Annotated in this window: 17 protein-coding genes; 8 read left to right on the top strand and 9 right to left on the bottom strand. The window is 70.5% G+C overall.

Annotated elements, in window-relative coordinates:
- The first annotated feature begins 140 nt into the window (after nucleotides 1-140).
- Together ABFX55_RS23110 and ABFX55_RS23105 are read left to right on the top strand one after the other, a co-directional pair.
- Nucleotides 141-1,490 (top strand): FAD-binding oxidoreductase, encoded by a 1,350-nt coding sequence (locus ABFX55_RS23110; RefSeq protein ID WP_346124190.1) that lies wholly within the window; start codon nucleotides 141-143, stop codon nucleotides 1,488-1,490.
- Nucleotides 1,491-1,493: 3 nt separating this feature from the next.
- Nucleotides 1,494-2,753 (top strand): class I SAM-dependent methyltransferase, encoded by a 1,260-nt coding sequence (locus ABFX55_RS23105; protein ID WP_346124188.1) that lies wholly within the window; start codon nucleotides 1,494-1,496, stop codon nucleotides 2,751-2,753.
- A gap of 146 nt (nucleotides 2,754-2,899) precedes the next feature.
- On the opposite strand, the gene ABFX55_RS23100 is transcribed toward ABFX55_RS23105, so the two are convergent.
- On the bottom strand, nucleotides 2,900-3,055 hold the full coding sequence (locus ABFX55_RS23100; RefSeq protein ID WP_346124186.1) for a dienelactone hydrolase family protein: 156 nt from the start codon (nucleotides 3,053-3,055) through the stop codon (nucleotides 2,900-2,902).
- Nucleotides 3,056-3,132: 77 nt separating this feature from the next.
- Complete coding sequence (locus ABFX55_RS23095) at nucleotides 3,133-4,338, bottom strand: MFS transporter (protein ID WP_346124184.1); 1,206 nt, start codon at nucleotides 4,336-4,338, stop codon at nucleotides 3,133-3,135.
- 65 nt (nucleotides 4,339-4,403) lie between these two features.
- On the opposite strand from ABFX55_RS23095, the gene ABFX55_RS23090 reads away from it, so the two are divergent.
- Nucleotides 4,404-4,781 (top strand): MerR family transcriptional regulator, encoded by a 378-nt coding sequence (locus ABFX55_RS23090; protein ID WP_346131231.1) that lies wholly within the window; start codon nucleotides 4,404-4,406, stop codon nucleotides 4,779-4,781.
- A 13-nt stretch (nucleotides 4,782-4,794) separates the two neighbouring features.
- On the opposite strand, the gene ABFX55_RS23085 is transcribed toward ABFX55_RS23090, so the two are convergent.
- The 3 genes from ABFX55_RS23085 to ABFX55_RS23075 form a co-directional block, all read right to left on the bottom strand.
- Nucleotides 4,795-5,373, bottom strand: coding sequence for a carboxymuconolactone decarboxylase family protein (locus ABFX55_RS23085; protein WP_346124182.1), 579 nt, complete (start codon nucleotides 5,371-5,373; stop codon nucleotides 4,795-4,797).
- Between the two features lie 194 nt (nucleotides 5,374-5,567).
- Nucleotides 5,568-6,107 (bottom strand): hypothetical protein, encoded by a 540-nt coding sequence (locus ABFX55_RS23080; protein WP_346124180.1) that lies wholly within the window; start codon nucleotides 6,105-6,107, stop codon nucleotides 5,568-5,570.
- A gap of 49 nt (nucleotides 6,108-6,156) precedes the next feature.
- Complete coding sequence (locus ABFX55_RS23075) at nucleotides 6,157-6,633, bottom strand: hypothetical protein (protein ID WP_346124178.1); 477 nt, start codon at nucleotides 6,631-6,633, stop codon at nucleotides 6,157-6,159.
- Between the two features lie 150 nt (nucleotides 6,634-6,783).
- On the opposite strand from ABFX55_RS23075, the gene ABFX55_RS23070 reads away from it, so the two are divergent.
- The gene (locus ABFX55_RS23070) at nucleotides 6,784-7,383 is read left to right on the top strand and encodes a class I SAM-dependent methyltransferase (RefSeq protein ID WP_346124176.1); all 600 of its coding nucleotides are present in this window, start codon (nucleotides 6,784-6,786) and stop codon (nucleotides 7,381-7,383) included.
- Between the two features lie 37 nt (nucleotides 7,384-7,420).
- Here ABFX55_RS23070 and ABFX55_RS23065 read toward each other — a convergent pair whose 3' ends face one another.
- On the bottom strand, nucleotides 7,421-8,956 hold the full coding sequence (locus ABFX55_RS23065; protein WP_346124174.1) for a long-chain-fatty-acid--CoA ligase: 1,536 nt from the start codon (nucleotides 8,954-8,956) through the stop codon (nucleotides 7,421-7,423).
- Between the two features lie 128 nt (nucleotides 8,957-9,084).
- Between ABFX55_RS23065 and ABFX55_RS23060 the strand changes: the two genes are divergently transcribed.
- From ABFX55_RS23060 to ABFX55_RS23050, 3 genes are read left to right on the top strand one after another with little or no spacing between them, the layout of a single operon-like run.
- Entirely contained in the window at nucleotides 9,085-10,623 is a 1,539-nt protein-coding gene (locus ABFX55_RS23060; protein WP_346124172.1) for a GMC family oxidoreductase, read from the top strand.
- 51 nt (nucleotides 10,624-10,674) lie between these two features.
- On the top strand, nucleotides 10,675-11,904 hold the full coding sequence (locus tag ABFX55_RS23055) for a cytochrome P450 (protein ID WP_346124170.1): 1,230 nt from the start codon (nucleotides 10,675-10,677) through the stop codon (nucleotides 11,902-11,904).
- Nucleotides 11,905-11,908: 4 nt separating this feature from the next.
- Nucleotides 11,909-12,757, top strand: a complete 849-nt coding sequence (locus ABFX55_RS23050; protein ID WP_346124168.1) for an alpha/beta fold hydrolase — start codon at nucleotides 11,909-11,911, stop codon at nucleotides 12,755-12,757.
- Here the strand turns inward: ABFX55_RS23050 and ABFX55_RS23045 are convergent.
- Together ABFX55_RS23045 and ABFX55_RS23040 are read right to left on the bottom strand one after the other, a co-directional pair.
- On the bottom strand, nucleotides 12,723-13,754 hold the full coding sequence (locus ABFX55_RS23045) for a methyltransferase domain-containing protein (protein WP_346124166.1): 1,032 nt from the start codon (nucleotides 13,752-13,754) through the stop codon (nucleotides 12,723-12,725). The two genes, ABFX55_RS23050 and ABFX55_RS23045, sit on opposite strands and share 35 nt — an antisense overlap.
- Nucleotides 13,755-14,008: 254 nt before the next feature.
- Nucleotides 14,009-15,205 (bottom strand): beta-ketoacyl-[acyl-carrier-protein] synthase family protein, encoded by a 1,197-nt coding sequence (locus tag ABFX55_RS23040; protein WP_346124164.1) that lies wholly within the window; start codon nucleotides 15,203-15,205, stop codon nucleotides 14,009-14,011.
- Nucleotides 15,206-15,330: 125 nt separating this feature from the next.
- Between ABFX55_RS23040 and ABFX55_RS23035 the strand changes: the two genes are divergently transcribed.
- On the top strand, nucleotides 15,331-16,572 hold the full coding sequence (locus ABFX55_RS23035) for a cytochrome P450 (protein ID WP_346124162.1): 1,242 nt from the start codon (nucleotides 15,331-15,333) through the stop codon (nucleotides 16,570-16,572).
- 18 nt (nucleotides 16,573-16,590) lie between these two features.
- On the opposite strand, the gene ABFX55_RS23030 is transcribed toward ABFX55_RS23035, so the two are convergent.
- A complete protein-coding gene (locus tag ABFX55_RS23030; protein ID WP_346124160.1) occupies nucleotides 16,591-18,087 on the bottom strand; it encodes a hypothetical protein in 1,497 nt (498 codons plus the stop codon).
- Nucleotides 18,088-18,095 lie beyond the last annotated feature (8 nt).

Here is an 18,095-nt window from a genome sequence, read left to right as displayed (position 1 = left end):
GCCCGTACATGGGGCGTGACCTGCGTCGTTATGGAGATCTCGGACGTTTCACCACCCCGATCTGTTCGATCGAGATTTGGGGAGATACGGTCTTACGGACGATCTCGACCGCAGCTTCTGGGGGTGTTTCTGTGACAACGATGTCGGCACACCAGCGGGCCGTCGAACAGATCAGGCAGTCCTACGCCGAGATCCCCGCGGACGCGGCGCCTCGGCTGGCCAAGGCGACCTCGAACCTGTTCAGGTTCCGCGACTCCGGCAAGGCCGCCAAGCTTTCGGCCCGCGACCTCGACCAGGTCATCAGCGTGGACCCGGTCACCATGACCGCCGAGGTCCAGGGCATGACGACCTACGAGCACCTGGTGGACGCCACGCTGCCGCACGGGCTCATGCCGTACGTCGTGCCCCAACTCAAGACGATCACCCTCGGCGGAGCGGTGACAGGGCTCGGCATCGAGTCCACCAGTTTCAGGGACGGGCTGCCGCACGAGTCGGTGGAGGAGCTGGAGATCCTCACCGGCGACGGGCGCATCGTGGTGGCCCGCGACGACAACGAGCACCGCGACCTGTTCCGCTCGTTCCCCAACTCCTACGGCACCCTGGGCTACGCGCTCAGGATCCGGATCAGGCTCAAGCCGGTCCAGCCGTACGTCAGGCTCACCCATCTGCGCTTCACCGACGCGGCCAAGTGCATGCTCGCCATGCAGGAGATCTGCGAGGCGATGACGCACGACGGCGAGCCCGTGGACTTCGTCGACGGGGTCTTCTTCGACCCCTCGGAGATGTACATCACGCTCGGCCGCTTCGCCGAGCGCGCGCCGTACACCTCCGACTACACCGGCATGCGCATCTACTACCAGTCGATCCAGAAGCGGGGACGCGACTGGCTGACCGTGCGCGACTACCTCTGGCGCTGGGACACCGACTGGTTCTGGTGCTCGCGCGCCTTCGGCGTCCAGCAGCCGCTGGTGCGCTCGCTGATGCCGCGCAAGTGGATGCGCTCGGACGTCTACCGCAAGCTGGTGGCCCTGGACCGCAGGTACGGGGTCGTGGCCAGGGTCGACAGGTGGCGCGACGCCCCTGTCCAGGAGTCGGTCATCCAGGACGTGGAGACCCCCGTCGAGCGGGGCGCGGACTTCCTCGAGTTCTTCCACTCCAAGGTCGGCATGACGCCGGTCTGGATGTGCCCCCTCCGATCGTCGAGTGAGTGGCCGCTGTACCCGTTGGAGACGGGCAAGCTCTACGTCAACTTCGGCTTCTGGGGCCTGGTCCCGTTGCCGCGCGGGCAGTTCGACGGCTACTACAACAGGCTCATCGAGAACGAGGTGCACGCTCTCGACGGCCACAAGTCGCTCTACTCGACCTCTTTCTACGCCCGTGAGCAGTTCTGGCAGCTGTACAACGGCGATGCTTACTGGCCGGTCAAGCAGGCATACGACCCGAACGGTCGCCTGCTGGACCTGTATGACAAGTGTGTGCGGGGAAGGTGAGAGATGGGTCTCGCGAGCATCTTTGAGAAGATCGTTGGTCCGAACTCCAACATCGCGTTCATGGCCTACGACGGCAGCAAGGCCGGTCCTGACGGCTCGGACGTGACCATCGAGGTGAAGTCGCCGATCGCCGTGGCCTACCTGGCCCAGGCGCCCGGCGAGCTCGGCCTGGCCAGGGCGTACGTCTCAGGGCACATCGATGTCCACGGCGACATGTACACCCTGCTCGACCGCATGTGGAACATCACCACCAACGACCTGACGCTGGCCGAGAAGCTGGACGCCGTACGGGCGCTCGGCCCGAAGCCACTGCTGATGCGCGTGCCGCCGCCGCCCCAGGAGATGCGCAGGAGCACCCTGGCCAGGCTCGGCTCGCGTCACGCCAAGCAGCGCGACGCGGAGGCGATCCACCACCACTACGACGTGTCCAACCGCTTCTACGAGTGGGTGCTCGGCCCGTCCATGGCCTACACCTGCGCCGTCTTCCCGCGGGAGGACGCGACGCTCGAGGAGGCGCAGTACACCAAGTTCGACCTGGTGGCCCGCAAGCTCGACCTCAAGCCTGGCATGCGCCTGCTCGACGTCGGCTGCGGCTGGGGCGGCATGGTCATGCACGCCGCCCGCGAGTACGGCGTCAAGGCCCTCGGCGTCACCCTGTCCAAGCAGCAGGCGGAGTGGGCGCAGAAGGCCATCGTCGACGCCGGGCTGCAGGACCTGGCCGAGGTGCGCTTCATGGACTACCGCGACGTGCCCGAGGGCGGCTTCGACGCGGTCAGCTCCATCGGCCTCACCGAGCACATCGGCAAGGAGCAGCTGCCCGGCTACTTCTCCTCCCTCTACAGCAAGCTCAAGCCGGGCGGGCGGCTGCTCAACCACTGCATCACCCGTCCGACGAGCACCGAGAAGACGATCAACAAGGGCGGCTTCATCAACCGCTACGTCTTCCCCGACGGTGAGCTCGAGTCGGTCGGCCACCTCACCACGCAGATGGAGAACTCCGGCTTCGAGGTTCGTCACGAGGAGAACCTGCGCGAGCACTACGCCCGCACGCTGAAGTTCTGGTGCGAGAACCTGGACGACAACTGGGAGGACGCCCTCCAGGAGGTCGGCCACGGGACGGCCAGGGTGTGGCGGCTGTACATGGCCGGCTGCATCGTGGGCTTCGAGCGGAACAAGGTGCAGCTGCACCAGGTGCTCGGCGTGAAGCTGGACGACCAGGGCGCCGCCCACTTCCCCCTCCGCCCCTCGATCGACTGGCCCTGACCCGCCAGCCTCCGGGGAGGCGACCCAACCCCCGCGAGGGGCTCCGGCCCCTCGCGCTCCTCGGGCTTCGGCGCAAAAGACCTGCGGGGGAGGGGGTCGCTCCGGCGCGAGTGCGGTGACCACTACCGTGCACCGGATCCGGGGACTCAGAGATGGCGCAGGAAGTCCAGGCTTCGCCGCCAGGTGAGTTCGGCCGCTGCCCGGTCGTGATCGGGCAGGCTCGCGTCCGTGTAGAAGTGCCCGACACCCGGATAGGTGAAGACCTGCACAGCGGCGCCCGTGCCCGTGGCGGCCTTCTCCAACGCGGCGACGGCGGCGGGGGTGCGAACACGTCAGGATCGGCGACGTGCACCTGCACGGGCAGACCGGCCCGCGCCGGTCAGGACCTCCTGCCGGGGAAGCCGTGGGTGCGGGCGGCGAGTACCACGACCAGCACCGGAGCGAGGAGCGCGAGGACGCTCCAGGGAAAGGACGTGGCGCCGAGCAGCCCCAGCAGGACGCCGCCGACGACTCCGCCGCCCGCCATGGCCGCGTTCCACAGCGTGACGAGCATGGCCTGGGCGGCGTCGGCCGCCTCGCCTCCCGCGTCGCCCACGGCGGTCTGCAGGAGCGTGGGCGCGCCTCCCCACCCGAGCCCCCACAGCGTCACCGCGACGTAGACCAGCGCGGGACTGCCTGCCAGTACGGCCAGGACGGCGGCCGCCGCGGCGACCAGCACGGTGCTGGCGATGGTGAGCGCGCGCAGCCTGCGGTTGATGTGCGCGGCCACGATCCAGATGCTCGCCAGGGAGGCGGCGCCGAAGACCAGCAGGACGAGGTCGGTGGAGCCGCCCATGCCGAGCCGGTCGAGGAAGGTGGCGATGTAGGTGTAGAGGATGGTGTGCGCCAGGACGAAGACCAGGGTGACGAACAGGACGGGCGCCACACCTGGGACGCGCAGGGTGCGCAGCATCGGGGTACGGCCGCCGCGCGGCTGCCCCGGGTAGTCGGGGACCACCGCTGTGATCCACAGGAGCAGGACGACGGTCAGCACGGTCATGATCAGGAAGGCCACCTGCCAGCCGAGCGCCTGGCCGAGGAAGGTGCCCGCGGGCACACCCAGCGACAGGGCGACGGGAATGCCGGCCATGGCGATCGCGATCGCCTTGCCCTGCAGGTGAACGGGGGCCATGCGGCGGGCGTACCCGGCCAGCAACGCCCAGGCCAGACCGGCGGCCACGCCTGCGACGAACCTGGCCACCATGGTCACGGGGAAGTTCGCCGAGACGGCGGTGACCGTGTTGGCGACGGCGAAGGCCGCCATGGCCGTCAGCAGCAGGCGCTTGCGCCGCCATCCCGCGGTGGCCGCGGTCAGCGGGATCGCCGTGAGAGCGGTGCCGATCGCGTAGATCGTCACGGACTGGCCCATCGCCGGCTCGCTGACGCCGAGGTCGGCGCTCATCGCGGGCAGGACGCCGGCCGGCAGCGTCTCGGTGAGGCTGGTGACGAAGACGGCGGTGGCGAGCGCCAGCAGCGCCGCCATGGGAAGCTTGCGCTGTTCGGAGCCGGTGGGGGAAGCGGCAAGAGGGGTGGCGTCGTTTCTCATGTTCCGTATGCTTGAACCATCACATCGATGTGAAGGTCAACGTGGCGGGATATGAGGTGGGTCACATGCTCATCGGAGAGCTGTCGGAGCGCACCGGCACCCCCAGGCGGCTGCTGCGCTACTACGAGGAGCAGGGGCTCATCAACCCCAGCCGCTCACCGAACGGCTACCGCGACTACGACGAGTCGCTCGTGGACAGGGTCGCGCAGATCAGGGGTCTGCTCGACGCGGGACTGCCGACCAGGCTCATCAAGCAGATCCTGCCCTGCCTGAACAAGCCCAGGGTCATCCACTTCTCCGACGCGACGCCCGAGATGATCGCCACCCTGGAGCACGAACGTGATCGCATGAGCGAGCGCGTCGCGTGCCTGACCCGCAACAGGGACGCCATCGCCGACTACCTCGAGGCCGTACGCGCGGGCGATCGCGCGGACCAGCCATGAGCGTATCGCTGTCTCACTCGATGGGCCTGCCATAGGTCACCGCGTCGAGCACCTCCCGCGGCGCCGTGGATCGCAGGGCCGCGTCGGGGCGGGCGCCCAGAGCGTCGTTGACGGTCGAGAACGCCACGCGCAGCGCCACGAAGGCGGTCATCGCGAAGATCTCGGTATCGCCGAACCCCGCCTCTCGCAGCGCGGCCACGTCGGCTTCGCCGGTGCTGTTGGGATCGCGGGCCACCTTGCGCGCCCACGCCGCCATGACGCGCTCGTCCTCCGTGAGCCCCTCGTCGTCGCCGCCGAGCACGCCGGCGGCGGTGCCGGGGCCGGTCTCCTCGGCCAGCCTGAGCCCCCAGGCCAGCGAGCAGTAGGAGTCGCCCAGCGCCGAGGCGCACGCCGTGACGAGGATGCCGCGCCGTCGGCGGGTGAAGCCGTGCGTGTCGGCGATCTCCCGCAGGAGGCCGGACAGGCCGGCGAGGGTCTCGGGGCGGTAGGCCCACAGCCTGGAGGTGTTCATGACGTAGCCGAGCTCGGCGACGTCCTCGTCGAAGAGCCGCTGGGCCTCGGGCGAGGTCTCGGGAGGGGGGAGAAAGCTCATCGTGGCGAGACCTCCAGGGCCGGGTGGTCGAAGCCGGCGGAGAGCGCCCGCCCTCTCAGGGCGACGTCGCGGCAGCGCGCGGCCGGTGGGTGGGCCCAGCAGGCGGACGGCCGGCATGCCCCACCCTCTCAGCGCGATTGTCGTCCCAGGACCGGCTCTTGGCCATAGTCATCTGAGAACGACCGTGCGACGGGTCAGCTCGTGGGATTCAGGGAGGTCAGGGCGCGCCTGCTGTAGGCGAGGGAGCCGGACAGCAGTGTCACGCCCGACGCCACGCCGCTCACGATCGGCACCCAGGCGATGGCCGAGGTGAACGTCATGACCAGGCCGACCACGCCGAGCACGGTGAGCACCACCCCCGGGATGAGGATGCTGGGCTCCTTCCAGACCGGCGCGAGGGCGACGAAGTGGAGGCCGACGACGAGTGCGATCCACGCGACGTTGGTCTCCTCGGGCCGTCCCAGCGCTCGCAGCACCGCGATGCCGCCGAAGAGCAGGATCGCCTCGGCGGCCACGATCAACAGGTAGCCGCGGCCGTAGAAGCTTCCTCCAGGCTCTCGGGCCGGAGCGGCGGCGCCGGTCCGAAGCCGCTTGCCCGCGGTGAACCACATGATGACGATGAAGGCCAGGGCCACGGAGGCGGCCACCTGGAGGACGGTGGCGAGCACGGAGTTCAGTGGGCTCGAAGCGTTCACGAAGACGAAGACGGCGCCGAAGACGGCGCCGATCAACATACCGGTCAGGCGATTTTGCACGACCGCAAACCCTACACGGTCGGCCGAATTACCGCTTGCGCCGGAAATAGGCGTTCGCCGAAGGGCTGAACATCAGCGTCATGGCCCCCAGAACCGCCGCCAGGTGCAGGACCCTGCTCACGGTGAACGTCAGGGTCAGGGCGTCGGCCGTGGTGAGGAACGTCGCGGCGGAGTTGCCCGCCAGCAGCCACTGGATCGGCTCGATCACCAGCGAGACGGTGCCGAAGACGCCCAGCGACACGGCCAGCGCGATCCTGGCCCAGCCGCGCCCCTGGCGCAGCCTGACGGCCAGGAAGACGGCGGCCGCGAAGATCGCCAGCCGTACGGCCAGGCCGCCCGCGAGCTCGGAGAAGGGCGTGCCCGCCGACAGCTTCTGGCCGACGGCCAGGGCCGCCTCGAAGGCGCCGGCTCCCACGGCGGCGAACCAGAGGGCGGAGGCGGCCTTGACGGGGTCGGGGACGGCCATGGTGGTCCTGGTGGTCGTGGGGGTCATGGTGGTGGTCATCGGGGGTCCTCCTGAGTAGGTGGTGGCGTGCCTCCAGTCTTCAGCCGGGCCCCTGTCCGGATCATCCCTGCGCGCACCCATGTCGGGGGTAGGGCCCGCCCTACCCCGCGAGTCGCCTCCTCCGGACAGGGACGCCGCTAGGGTGACCGGATGCCGGATCCGTACTGGAATCACAACGTCCACTACCACCCGCTGGTGCTCGGCGCGGTCCCCGAGGGGTGTCGTGCGGCGGTGGACGTGGGCTGCGGCGACGGCCTGCTGGTCCGCAAGCTGGCGGGGCGGGCGCGGACCGTCACGGGGGTGGACCGCTTCCCCGAGGCGATCAGGCAGGCCAGGGAGCAGAGCTCGCAGGTCGCGAACGCCGACTTCGTGGAAGCCGACTTCCTCGACGACCCGCTGCCCGAACGCGCGTACGACTTCGTCAGCGCCGTCGCCGTCGTGCACCACGTGGACTTCTCGAAGGCGCTGAGCGCGATGGCCAGGCTGCTGGCGCCCGGCGGGCGGCTGGTGGTCGTCGGGCTGGCCGACAACCGCACCCCGCTCGACTGGATCATCAGCGGAGCGGGCCTGCCCGCCGCGCGGTTCCTGGCGAGGCGACACGGCGGCAAGGGCGGTCCTGCCGTGCCGATCGAGCCGCCCGACCTGTCGTGGGCGCAGATACGGCAGGCGTCGCGGACGCTGTTGCCCGGCTCCCGCTTCCGCCGTCACCTGCTGTGGCGCTACTCCCTGATCTGGGAGAGGCGCGACTGAGCGGCCGGGGCCCCGAGAGCGGCCCCGGCGCCCGCGGCTAGCGCAGCTCGCGCTTGAGGATCTTGCCGGTGGCGGTCATCGGGAGGGAGTCGCGGAACTCGATGACGCGCGGGTACTTGTAGGCGGCCATGTTCTCCTTGCACCAGTCCACGAGCTCCGCCTCGGTGATCGAGGCCCCCGCGGTCAGGATGACGTACGCCTTGACCTCCTCGCCGTGCGACTCGTGCGCGACCCCGACCACGGCCGCGAGGGACACGGCGGGGTGGGTCATCAGGACCTCTTCCAGCTCCCTCGGGTAGACGTTGAAGCCGCCGCGGATGATCATGTCCTTGGCCCTGTCGATGATCGCGTAGTAGCCGTCGGCGTCGCGGGTGGCGATGTCGCCGGTGCGGAACCAGCCGTCGTTCATGACCTCGTCGGTCGCCTCGGGCCTGCCGTAGTAGCCCTTCATGACGTTGTGGCCGCGGATGGCGATCTCGCCGGGGCCCTCGCCCTCGATCGTCTTCCACTCGCTGTCGATCAGCTTCATCTCCACCCCCCAGATCGGGGTGCCGATGGTGCCGGGCTTGGTGGGACGGCCCAGCTGGTTGAAGCTGGCCACCGGCGAGGTCTCCGACAGGCCGTAGCCCTCCAGGATGCCCACGCCGAAGGTCTGCTGGAAGTCGCGCAGCACCTCGACGGGCGAGGAGGCGCCGCCCGCGACGGCCAGCTTGAGCGTGGAGGGCACGGGGGCGCCCTCGGCGTGGATCTTGGTGAGCATCGCCCAGAACATCGTGGGCACGCCCGCGAAGAACGTGACGTTCTCCTTGGCCATGAGCGCCAGCGCCTCGCCAGGCTCGAAGCGCGGCATGAGCACGATCGTGCCCCTGCGGCGGAAGCCGGTGTTCATCACGACGGTCTGGCCGAAGGAGTGGAAGAGGGGCAGCACGGCCAGGTAGGTGTCGCCGCCCGGCGTGCGGGGGAACATCTCGTCGCTGACCATGGCGTTCATGAGCATGTTCTGGTGGCTGAGCTCGGCGCCCTTGGGCTGGCCCGTGGTGCCGGAGGTGTAGAGGATGACAGCGGTGTCCTCGGGGGCGGTCTGCACGGTCTGGAACTCACCCGCCATGCCGTTCAGCGCGGCCCAGATCGACTCGCCGTACTCCGACTCGGTCGCCAGGGCGGTGGCGGGCAGCACGAAGAAGTGCTCGCAGCCTTCCGCGGCCTCGAACCCGGCCTTGCCGCGCTCGCCGAGCGGCAGCTCGGGGCTGCCCTCGAAGCAGAAGAGCGCCTTGGCGTCGCTGTCGTCGAGGTGGTAGGCGATCTCCCTCGACTGCAGGAGCACGTTCAGCGGCACGACGGTCGCGCCCGTCTTGAGGATGCCGAAGTAGACGAAGGGGAAGTACGGCAGGTTCGGACAGGCCAGCGCGACCTTGTCGCCCTTGCCGATGCCGCGCGCCACGAGCAGGTTCGCCACCTGGTTGGCGATCGTGTCCACCATCGAGTACGGCAGGCGCAGATCGCCGAAGACGACCGCGGTGTCGTCGGGCGCGGTGCGGGCGCTGTCCTCGAGAACGATCGACAGGTTGAGCATGGCAGGCCTTCCTCCCTCGCACGTATCACTACGCGCGACATCTTCGCAGTCACCGCATACCAACCGGTAGGTAACAAAGGTTACAGATGGATATGGACGGCGGCGGCCAGGTGAAGTAAGCACTGTCTGTGGAGTATGACTTCGTGATCGTCGGTGCGGGCTCGGCGGGCTGCGTGCTCGCCAACAGACTCTCCAGTGACCCTTCGGTGACAGTAGCGCTGGTCGAGGCGGGTGGGCAGGACGACAAGCTGGAGATCCGCATGCCTGTCGCGTTCGCCAAGCTCTTCAGGACCGACTACGACTGGAACTACTCCACCGCCAAGCAGCAGGAGCTGGCGGGGCGCGAGCTCTACTGGCCGCGCGGCAGGGTGGTCGGCGGTTCCTCCTCGCTCAACGCCCAGATGTGGGTGCGCGGCCACCGGCGCGACTACGACCAGTGGGAGATCCCCGGCTGGTCCTACGACGAGGTCCTGCCCTTCTTCCAGCGGGCCGAGCGCCGCACGGGCGGCAACGCGGGCGGCGTGTACGGCGAGGCGGGCCCGATCCACATCTCCGAACTGCGCAGCCCCAACCCCGTCACGCACGCCTTCCTGCGTGCCTGCGAGGAGCTCGGCCTGCACCGGCTCCCCGAGCTGAACGGCCCTTCCAACGAGGGCTACAGCCCGACCCCCGTCACCCAGCGGCGTGGCCGCAGGTGGAGCGCGGCCGACGCCTACCTGCGTCCCGCGCTCAAACGCCCCAACCTCACCCTCATCACCGGCGCGCGGGTCGAGCGCGTGGTGTTCGAGGGCAGAAGGGCCGTCGGCGTCGAGCACGACGGCGGCGCCCAGGTCAGGGCCAGGCGCGAGGTCATCCTGTCGGCGGGGGCGATCGGCTCGCCGTACCTGCTGATGCGCTCGGGCGTCGGCGACGCCGACGAGCTGCGGCAGTCGAGCGTGCCCGTCATCCACGAGCTGCCAGGGGTCGGCAGGAACCTGCAGGACCACCTCGCCTCCGCCGTCTACATGAGCTGCCCCCGCCCGATCACGCTCACCAAGCAGGCCGAGACGATCGGCAACCTCCTGCGCTACCTGGTGCTGGGCAAGGGCATGCTGACCACGAACGTGGGGGAGGCGGTCGCCTTCATCAGGACCGCCGAGCAGGAGCCCGCGCCCGACATCGAGCTGGTCTTCGCGCCGGGGTTCTTCTTCGAGCACGGACTCACCGCTCCCACCGAGCACGGGCTGACGATCGGCGCGGTGCTGCTGCAGCCGGAGAGCAGGGGCAGGATCGGGCTGCACGGGCGTGACGTGGTCATCGACCCCGGCTACCTGACGGCCGAGGCCGACCTGCGCAGGCTGGTGGCGGGGCTGCGGATGGCCAGGCGGCTGTTCGCGACGGCGGCGCTCGGGCCGTACGCCACGGCTCCGATGGCCCCTTACCAGGGGCAGGAGAGCGAGGACGAGCTGGCGCGGTGGGTACGCGAGCGCGCCGAGACCCTCTACCACCCGGTGGGCACCTGCAGGATGGGCCTCGACGAGGAGTCCGTGGTGGACCCCGAGCTGAGGGTGCGCGGGCTGGAGGGGCTGCGGGTGGCCGACGTCTCGATCATGCCGACGGTCAACAGGGGGCACACCCACGCGCCCGCCATCATGATCGGCGAGAAGGCCGCCTCGATGCTCGTCTGACCACGGCGTGGACCCTTGACGTAAGTAATCACTTGCGTCAAGCATGGAGCCATGAGCGTCGATCTGTCGCAGATCCCGTTCTGGGGGCTCCCGCAGGCCGAGCGGATGGACGCGTTCAGACGCCTGCGCGAGCTCGACAGACCGGTGTTCGTCAAGGAGAACGTCGTGCCCTTCATCGGCGCGGGCGAGGGCTACTACGCCCTGGTCAGGCACGCCGACGTCACCGAGGCCAGCCGCAACGCCGCGCTGTTCAGCAGCGAGCCTTGCTCCAACAGCATCCCCGACATGCCGCGATGGCTGGCGGTGTACTTCGGTTCGATGATCAACATGGACGATCCTAGGCACGCGCGCCTGCGCAGGATCGTCTCCAGGGCGTTCACGCCGCGCATCCTGGCCAAGATGGAGGACGACCTGGCCGTCGCGGCGGCCGAGATCGTGGACCAGGCGATCAAGGAGGGGCCGGGCGACTTCGTCGAGCAGATCGCCGCCAGGCTTCCCGTCCGGGTCATCTGCGACATGATGGGCATTCCGCCGAAATTTCATGACATGGTGCTGCGCCGTACCAACGTGATCCTCGGCAACGCCGACCCGGAGTACACCGGCATCAGGCCCGACCTCGACCGGTGGAACGTCGCCAAGGGCCTGGGCAAGCTGCTGCACGCGGGCCACTCGCTCAACAGGCTGGCCGCCAGCCTCGGCGACGAGCGGCGCAAGCGTCCCACGGGCGACCTGGTCAGCCTGCTGGTCAACGGCGAGGAGCGGCTGTCGTCCCAGGAGCTCGGCTCGTTCTTCATCCTGCTGGTCGTGGCGGGCAGCGAGACCACCCGCAACGCGATCGCCTACGGGCTCAAGCTCTTCACCGACCACCCCGAGCAGCGCGAGCACCTCATGGCCGACTTCGACGGGCGCATCGTCAAGGCGTGCGACGAGATCGTGCGCTACTCCACCCCGGTGATCCAGTTCCGCAGGACGGTCACCCAGGACCACGGGATGTACCGCAAGGGCGACAAGGTGCTGCTCTTCTACAACTCCGCCAACAGGGACGAGGCGGTCTTCACCGATCCCGACGCCTTCGACGTCACCCGCGACCCGAACCCGCACGTCGGCTTCGGCGGACCAGGACCGCACTACTGTCTCGGCGCCCACCTGGCGCGCAGGGAGATGACGGTGATGTTCCGCGAGCTGTTCACCAGGCTGCCGGAGATCCGCTCGGTGGGCGAGCCCGACTTCCTGCTCTCGAACTTCATCAACGGCGTCAAGCACCTGCGCTACGCGCACTGAGGCGGTGGCAGACTTGTCCGCCATGGAGATCAGGACCATCCACGCCAACGGGGTCGAGTTCACCTATCTGGCGCTGGGCGACGGCCCCCTCGCCCTGTGCCTGCACGGCTTCCCCGACACCGCGCACACCTGGCGCCACCTGATGCCCGAGCTGGCCGAGCGCGGATACCGCGCGGTCGCGCCGTTCCTTCGCGGCTACGCGCCCACCGAGGTGCCCGCCGACGGCGCCTACGAGGGCGCGGCGCTGGTCGCCGACGTCGTCGCCCTGCACGAGGAGCTCGGCGGCGACGAGAACGCGGTGCTCGTCGGCCACGACTGGGGCGCCTTCCCCGTCTACGGCACGACCGAGCGCTTCCGCAGGTCGGTGGCCATGGCGGTGCCTCCCGTCGGCGCCCTGCTGGCCGGGTTCATGGACTACGAGCAGCTCAAGCGCTCCTTCTACATCTTCCTGTTCCAGACCGGGCTGGCCGAGCAGGCCGCGGCGGCCGACGGCTTCCTCGAAGGACTGTGGCGCGACTGGTCGCCGGGCTACGACGCCACCCAGGACCTCGAGTTCGTCAGGCGCAGCCTCGGCGCTCCCGCCAACCTCGCCGCCGCCATCGGCTACTACCGCGCCATGCTCGGCGCCACCCCGCCCAGCGGCAGGTACCCCAAGCCCTCGGAGCCGACCGGGCCCGTCCTCTACCTGCACGGCGCCCAGGACGGCTGCCTCGGAGAGCACCTGACCAAGGACGCGCTCGCCCACCTGCCCGAAGGCTCGAGGGTCGAGCGCGTCGAAGGCGCGGGTCACTTCCTCCATCTCGAACAGCCCCGCAGGGTCAACGACCTCGTCCTCGACTGGCTGCGAGACTGAGCACCGCGATCACGGCGTGCCGTCCCATGAGGCTCACCGCGATCGTGTCCTTCACCTCGAAGCCCGGCGGGTCCGCCGGGCCGGGCAGCAGCGCCACCACCCGCCCGCGCTCGGCCAGGACCCGCCGCAGCTCCCGCCAGAACCCGCCGAACGAACCACCCGAGGCGACCTGGCGCTCCCACGGCGGGTTGACCAGGACCCTGTCGACACTGCCTGACGGCAGCGGCAGCCGCCCGGCGTCGGCGACGGCCCAGCCGATGCCGCCCCCGCCCGCGTTCCCCACGGCGGCCGTGACCGCTGAGGGGCTGAGGTCCACGCCCAGATAGCGGGCCATGGGCGCGCACGCGCGGGCCTCGATGAGCGTGGTGCCCGCCCCGCAGCACGGGTCGAGCACCGTGCGCGCCCCCTCGAGCCCCGCCAGCCTGGCCATCGCCGCGGCCACCGGAGGGTGCAGCGTGCCCGGCACCGTCCTCGTCTTGTACGGCCTGCGGTGCAGCGGCCTGTCGGCGATCCGCAGCCCGATCGCCGCCTCGTCGCCCTCCACGCTGACCCGCCACGACAGCGTGCCGGGCGGCGGCGGCCCGTGCCTTCTCGAGTGGTACGGCACGCCCAGCCGGGCGGCGAGCGCGCCGCCCACCGCGTCCTCCATGTCGTAGCGGTTGTAGGCACGGCGGCCGAGGAAGGAGGCGGACACGTCCACCCCCTTGACCAGCGGCGAGCCGCCGAAGGCCGTCTTCAGCTCGACCATGGCCGCGGCGTCCACACCGGCCGCGAGCGCCCTCAGCCGGCCGAGAGCCGCCTTGGCCCGCCCCACCCCGCTCGCGACGGCCGCCGGCAGCAGCACGTCGTCGGCCGTCCTCAGCTCGAGGACGCCGGGATCGGGGCTCTGCCGCTCGAACCACACCTCGCGATGCCTTCGCCGTACGGTGTGGCCGACCTCCTCGGCCACCAGCGGCTCCAGGCCGCGCACGGTCCTGGCCACCAGGAGCGTATGCACTTGTCTTCTCCCACGACGCGACCCGGGACGGCGGACAGCCGTCCCGCATCGCCGGCGGTGGGCGCGAGCCTCAGGCCTGCCTCGGGCCCGCCGGCGGTGGTCAGCGCAGTCGGAAGAAGAACGTCACGCGGCGAACCTAACGGGCGCCGCCCGACGGGTTCAACGCATTTGTCGCAGGACGCGGATCAGCTCCGGGACCAGCGGCTCGGCCGCCATGTCGTGGCCCCGCCTCGATCGTCACGCGACGGCCGTCCTCATCGGCTCAGAACGAGGGTGACGTTGTGCCCGCCGAACCCGAACGCGTTGACGATCACGGCCCCGTCGGGCAGAGGGCGCGGCGAGCCCGTGACGACGTCGAGCTCGATCGCGGGGTCCTGGGAGTCGAGGTTGAGGGTGGCGGGGATGCGGCCGTCCACGAGCGAGCGCACCGCCGCGACCGCCGCCACGCCGCCCGCCGCCCCGCACAGGTGGCCGAGCATCGACTTGATCGCGGTGACCGGCGGGTGCGCGCCGATCGACTTGACGATCGCCTGGGCCTCGACCACGTCACCTTCGGGCGTGGAGGTGGCGTGCGCGCTGACGTGGCCGACGTCCTCGGGGGAGACGTCCGCCTCACGCAGCGCGATCGCGACCGCGCGGGACTGGCCGTCCAGGCCGGAGGCGGTGATGTGGACGGCGTTGGAGGTGATCCCCGCCCCCGCCAGCCGCGCCAGCACCCTGGCCCCGCGCGCGGCGGCGAACTCGGCCCGCTCCAGCACCACCAGGCCCGCGCCCTCGGCCATGACGAACCCGTCACGGGCCACGTCGAACGGCCTGGAGGCGCGCTCAGGCTCGTCGTTGCGCCTGGACAGCGCCCTGGCCTGCGAGAAGCCGGCCAGCGTCAGAGGGTGGACGCACGCCTCCGCGCCGCCCGCCACCACCACGTCCGCCCTGCCCAGCCTGATCAGGTCGAGCCCGTACGCGATGGCCTCGGAGCCCGAGGCGCACGCGCTGACGGGGGCGTGCGCGCCGCCCTCGGCACCCAGCTCGATGCTCACCCAGGCGGCGGGGCCGTTGGCCATCAGCATCGGCACCGTGTGGGGCGAGACCCTGCGCACGCCGTCCCTCTCCAGGATGTCGTCCTGGCCGAGCATGGACAGCGCACCGCCGGTGCCCGTGCCGATCACCACCGCCAGCCGTACGGGATCGACCTCGGGCGCGCCGGCGTCGGCCCACGCCTCCCTCGCGGCCACCAGCGCCACCTGCTCGCAGCGGTCGAGACGGCGGGCCAGCGGCCTGCCGAGGATCTCCGCGGGGTCGTCGGTCAGCAGCGCGGCCATCCGCACGGGCAGGTCCCATTCCGTGGTCCGCACCCCCGACCGGCCCGCGAGGAGCCCCTCCCACGTTCGAGCCACGTCCCCGCCCAGAGGTGTGGTCGCGCCGAGCCCGGTGATCACCACGTCAGATCTCATGCCTCCACGCTGCATCCTGATGATCGCCGGGGCGGATGCCGGGAGCCACGAACGTTGAGGCCGATCATTGTTGGACCCCGACACAATCTTGACGTAAGTACTTACTTCCGCCAACCATGGAGCTCATGACGCTCGTGGACTTCGACCTGTCGGATCAGGCTTTCTGGGCGCTGCCCATGACCGAGCGCGAGGCCGCGTTCGCCAGGCTGCGCGCACTCGACGCGCCCGTATTCTTCGAGGAGATGGACGTCTCCTTCGCGCCGAAGGGACCGGGGTACCACGCGCTGGTGCGGCACGCCGACATCCTGGAGGCCAGCCGCAACCCGTCCGTCTTCAGCTCGGGACAGGGCGGCGCGACCAACATCCCCGACATGCCCGCCGAGTTCACCGAGTACTTCGGCTCGATGATCAACATGGACGACCCCCGCCACGCCAGGCTCCGCAGGATCGTCTCCAGGGCCTTCACCCCCAAGATGATCAAGCAGTTCGAGGCCGACGTGGAGTCGGCCGCCGCCCGCATCGTCGACGACCTGGTGGCCAAGGGCCCCGGCTGCGACTTCGTCACCGAGGTGGCGGCCAGGCTGCCCCTGAAGATCATCTGCGACATGATGGGCATCCCCGAGAAGGACTATCAGTTCGTCTTCGACCGCTCGAACTTCATCCTCGGTGGCTTCGACCCCGAATACACCGGCGGCGACGTCAGCGACATCGCAGGACGCCTGCTCAACGCGGGCCTCGAGCTCCAGCAGCTCGTCCAGGACCTGGCCGCCTACCGCGCCGAGCATCCCACGGCCGACCTGACCTCCTCGCTCGTCAACGCCAACCTCGACGGCGAGCGGCTCACCATGCAGGAGCTCGGCTCGTTCTTCATCCTGCTCGTCGTGGCGGGCAACGAGACCACCCGCAACGCCATCTCCTACGGCCTGCGCCTGCTCACCAAGAACCCCTCCCAGCGGGCGCTGCTGCTGTCGGACCCCGACGCGCACCTGCCAGGAGCGGTGGAGGAGATCGTCCGGCTGGCCTCTCCCGTCAACTTCATGCGTCGCAAGGTCACCCGCGACTTCGAGATGAACGGCCATCTCTACCGCGAGGGGGAGAAGGCGGTGCTCTTCTACTGGTCGGCCAACAGGGACGCCGCCGTCTTCGACGACCCCGACACCTTCGACATCACCCGCGACCCCAACCCGCACGTCGGCTACGGCGGGCCCGGCCCGCACTTCTGCCTCGGCGCGCACCTGGCCCGCAGGGAGATCACGGTGATGTTCCGCGAGCTGCTGCGCCGCGTGCCCGGCATTGAGGGCGGCAAGCCCGACCGGCTGCACTCCAGCTTCATCAACGGGATCAAGCACATGGAGTGCACCTTCTGACCCCTCGAGCGCGCGGGGTCAGGAGGCGGCGGTGACCTTGATCTGCTTGAAGACGCTGTTGACGTCGGGCAGCAGCTCCTTGTGCTCCGACGGCACCGACATGTAGACGACCGCCGGCACGTCCGCGCCGGTGACGATCGCCGCGGCGACGACCGTCGTCCTGACCCCGTCCACGGTCACCTCGTAGGCGTTCAGCTGCCCGGGCAGGCCGCCCACCTTGAGCGTCTGGGTGGCGGTCTTCCTCGCCGTGTTCGGCGTGGAGAAGTACAGCTTGCGGGCCGAGACCACGACCGCCTTGATCACCGGCTCCAGGCTCTCGGGCGAGCTGAAGGAGCCGGCCAGCTTGGCGGGCAGCGGGCCCGTCATGACCTGGGCGAAGACCTGCTTGCCCGCCGAGTCGGTGCCGGTGACGGCGAACTGGCGGGTGCTGTAGCCGTACGTGGACTTCATGGTGGAGCGCACGTCGGCCCTCCACGGGCCGCCCAGGCGCGGGACGGAGATGCCCGCGTCGGGGTCGGCCAGGGCGCCCGTGACAGGGGAGGCCTCGCCCGGGAACCTGGGCAGCCGGCCCACCGTGGACCTCTTGGCCGTGGGCTTGCCCGCGGGGGCCGTGGTGGACGGCTCGCTGGAGGGCGTCGCCTCGGGCTCGGAGGCCAGCGGTCCGGCCAGGAAGGCCCACAGGAGGGCGGCGACCAGCGCGATGGCGACCGAGCCTGCCAGGGCGTAGAGCCACACGGGCTTGCCTGGCTCGTCGTCGGAGCCGTCGTCGCCCATGGACTCGTAGCCCTCGCCGAAGACGGTGTCCCAGAGCTCCTGCTGGCGCTCGGGGGGAGGCGTGCGTGAGCCGCTGATCTGGCCCGCGGTGACGAAGCGGTGGTCGGGGTCGGAGGGGTCGCGGCTCAGGTTCGAGCCGGGCCGCGCCTCGCCCTGTGCCTCGCGCGGGTGGGTCTCCTGGGGGTGGCTGTCCTGCGGCTGGGGCGGCGCGGCGTGGGCGCCCACGACCACGGTGCGGTCGGCGGGGCCGCCCAGGGGGTCCTGCCTGCCTGGGGCCGTCAGGGGGTCGAGGCCCTGCGTCCCTGCGAGGGGGTCGGCGTTGCGCGGGGCGGAGGAGGCGCCGGTGAGGGGGTCGAAGCCCGGCTGGGCGCTCGGGGGGCCCGCGAGAGGATCGAGCCTGGGGTGGGTGCTCGGGGGACCCGCGAGGGGGTCGAGCCCGGGGTGGGTGCCCGTGTGGGCTCCTGGGTGGGCTCCCGTGTGCGTGGTCGCGTGGGCGCCGCTCGCGGCGGTGCCGTACGAGGACGAGAGCGGGTCGTGCTCCGGGCCGGACGGGCCGGAGAGGGGGTCCTGCCGGGGCGGCGGCCACGGTGCGGGACTGGACAGGTTGGACCAGGCGGGCAGCGGGGCGCGGACGGGAGGAGGCTCGGATCTGTTCGGCGCGGCGCCGCCTGCGCGGGGGGCCTCGGGCCACGACCCCGAGGCGGGCTCGATGCGCGGGGCCTCAGGCCAGGACGTGGGCACCGGCTCGT

It is taken from the genome of Nonomuraea roseola, from assembly GCF_039535395.1.
In the GTDB taxonomy this organism is placed as follows: domain Bacteria; phylum Actinomycetota; class Actinomycetes; order Streptosporangiales; family Streptosporangiaceae; genus Nonomuraea; species Nonomuraea roseola.
This window is presented reverse-complemented; position numbering and strand designations above follow the sequence as displayed.

Bases quoted from the DNA above. Each gene is read 5' to 3' on its own strand.
- ABFX55_RS23110 (WP_346124190.1), top strand. From the start codon at position 141: ATGTCGGCACACCAGCGGGCCGTCGAACAGATCAGGCAGTCCTACGCC.
- ABFX55_RS23105 (WP_346124188.1), top strand. From the start codon at position 1,494: ATGGGTCTCGCGAGCATCTTTGAGAAGATCGTTGGTCCGAACTCCAAC.
- ABFX55_RS23095 (WP_346124184.1), bottom strand. From the start codon at position 4,338: ATGAGAAACGACGCCACCCCTCTTGCCGCTTCCCCCACCGGCTCCGAA.
- ABFX55_RS23090 (WP_346131231.1), top strand. From the start codon at position 4,404: ATGCTCATCGGAGAGCTGTCGGAGCGCACCGGCACCCCCAGGCGGCTG.
- ABFX55_RS23085 (WP_346124182.1), bottom strand. From the start codon at position 5,373: ATGAGCTTTCTCCCCCCTCCCGAGACCTCGCCCGAGGCCCAGCGGCTC.
- ABFX55_RS23080 (WP_346124180.1), bottom strand. From the start codon at position 6,107: ATGTTGATCGGCGCCGTCTTCGGCGCCGTCTTCGTCTTCGTGAACGCT.
- ABFX55_RS23075 (WP_346124178.1), bottom strand. From the start codon at position 6,633: ATGACCACCACCATGACCCCCACGACCACCAGGACCACCATGGCCGTC.
- ABFX55_RS23070 (WP_346124176.1), top strand. From the start codon at position 6,784: ATGCCGGATCCGTACTGGAATCACAACGTCCACTACCACCCGCTGGTG.
- ABFX55_RS23065 (WP_346124174.1), bottom strand. From the start codon at position 8,956: ATGCTCAACCTGTCGATCGTTCTCGAGGACAGCGCCCGCACCGCGCCC.
- ABFX55_RS23055 (WP_346124170.1), top strand. From the start codon at position 10,675: ATGAGCGTCGATCTGTCGCAGATCCCGTTCTGGGGGCTCCCGCAGGCC.
- ABFX55_RS23040 (WP_346124164.1), bottom strand. From the start codon at position 15,205: ATGAGATCTGACGTGGTGATCACCGGGCTCGGCGCGACCACACCTCTG.
- ABFX55_RS23035 (WP_346124162.1), top strand. From the start codon at position 15,331: ATGACGCTCGTGGACTTCGACCTGTCGGATCAGGCTTTCTGGGCGCTG.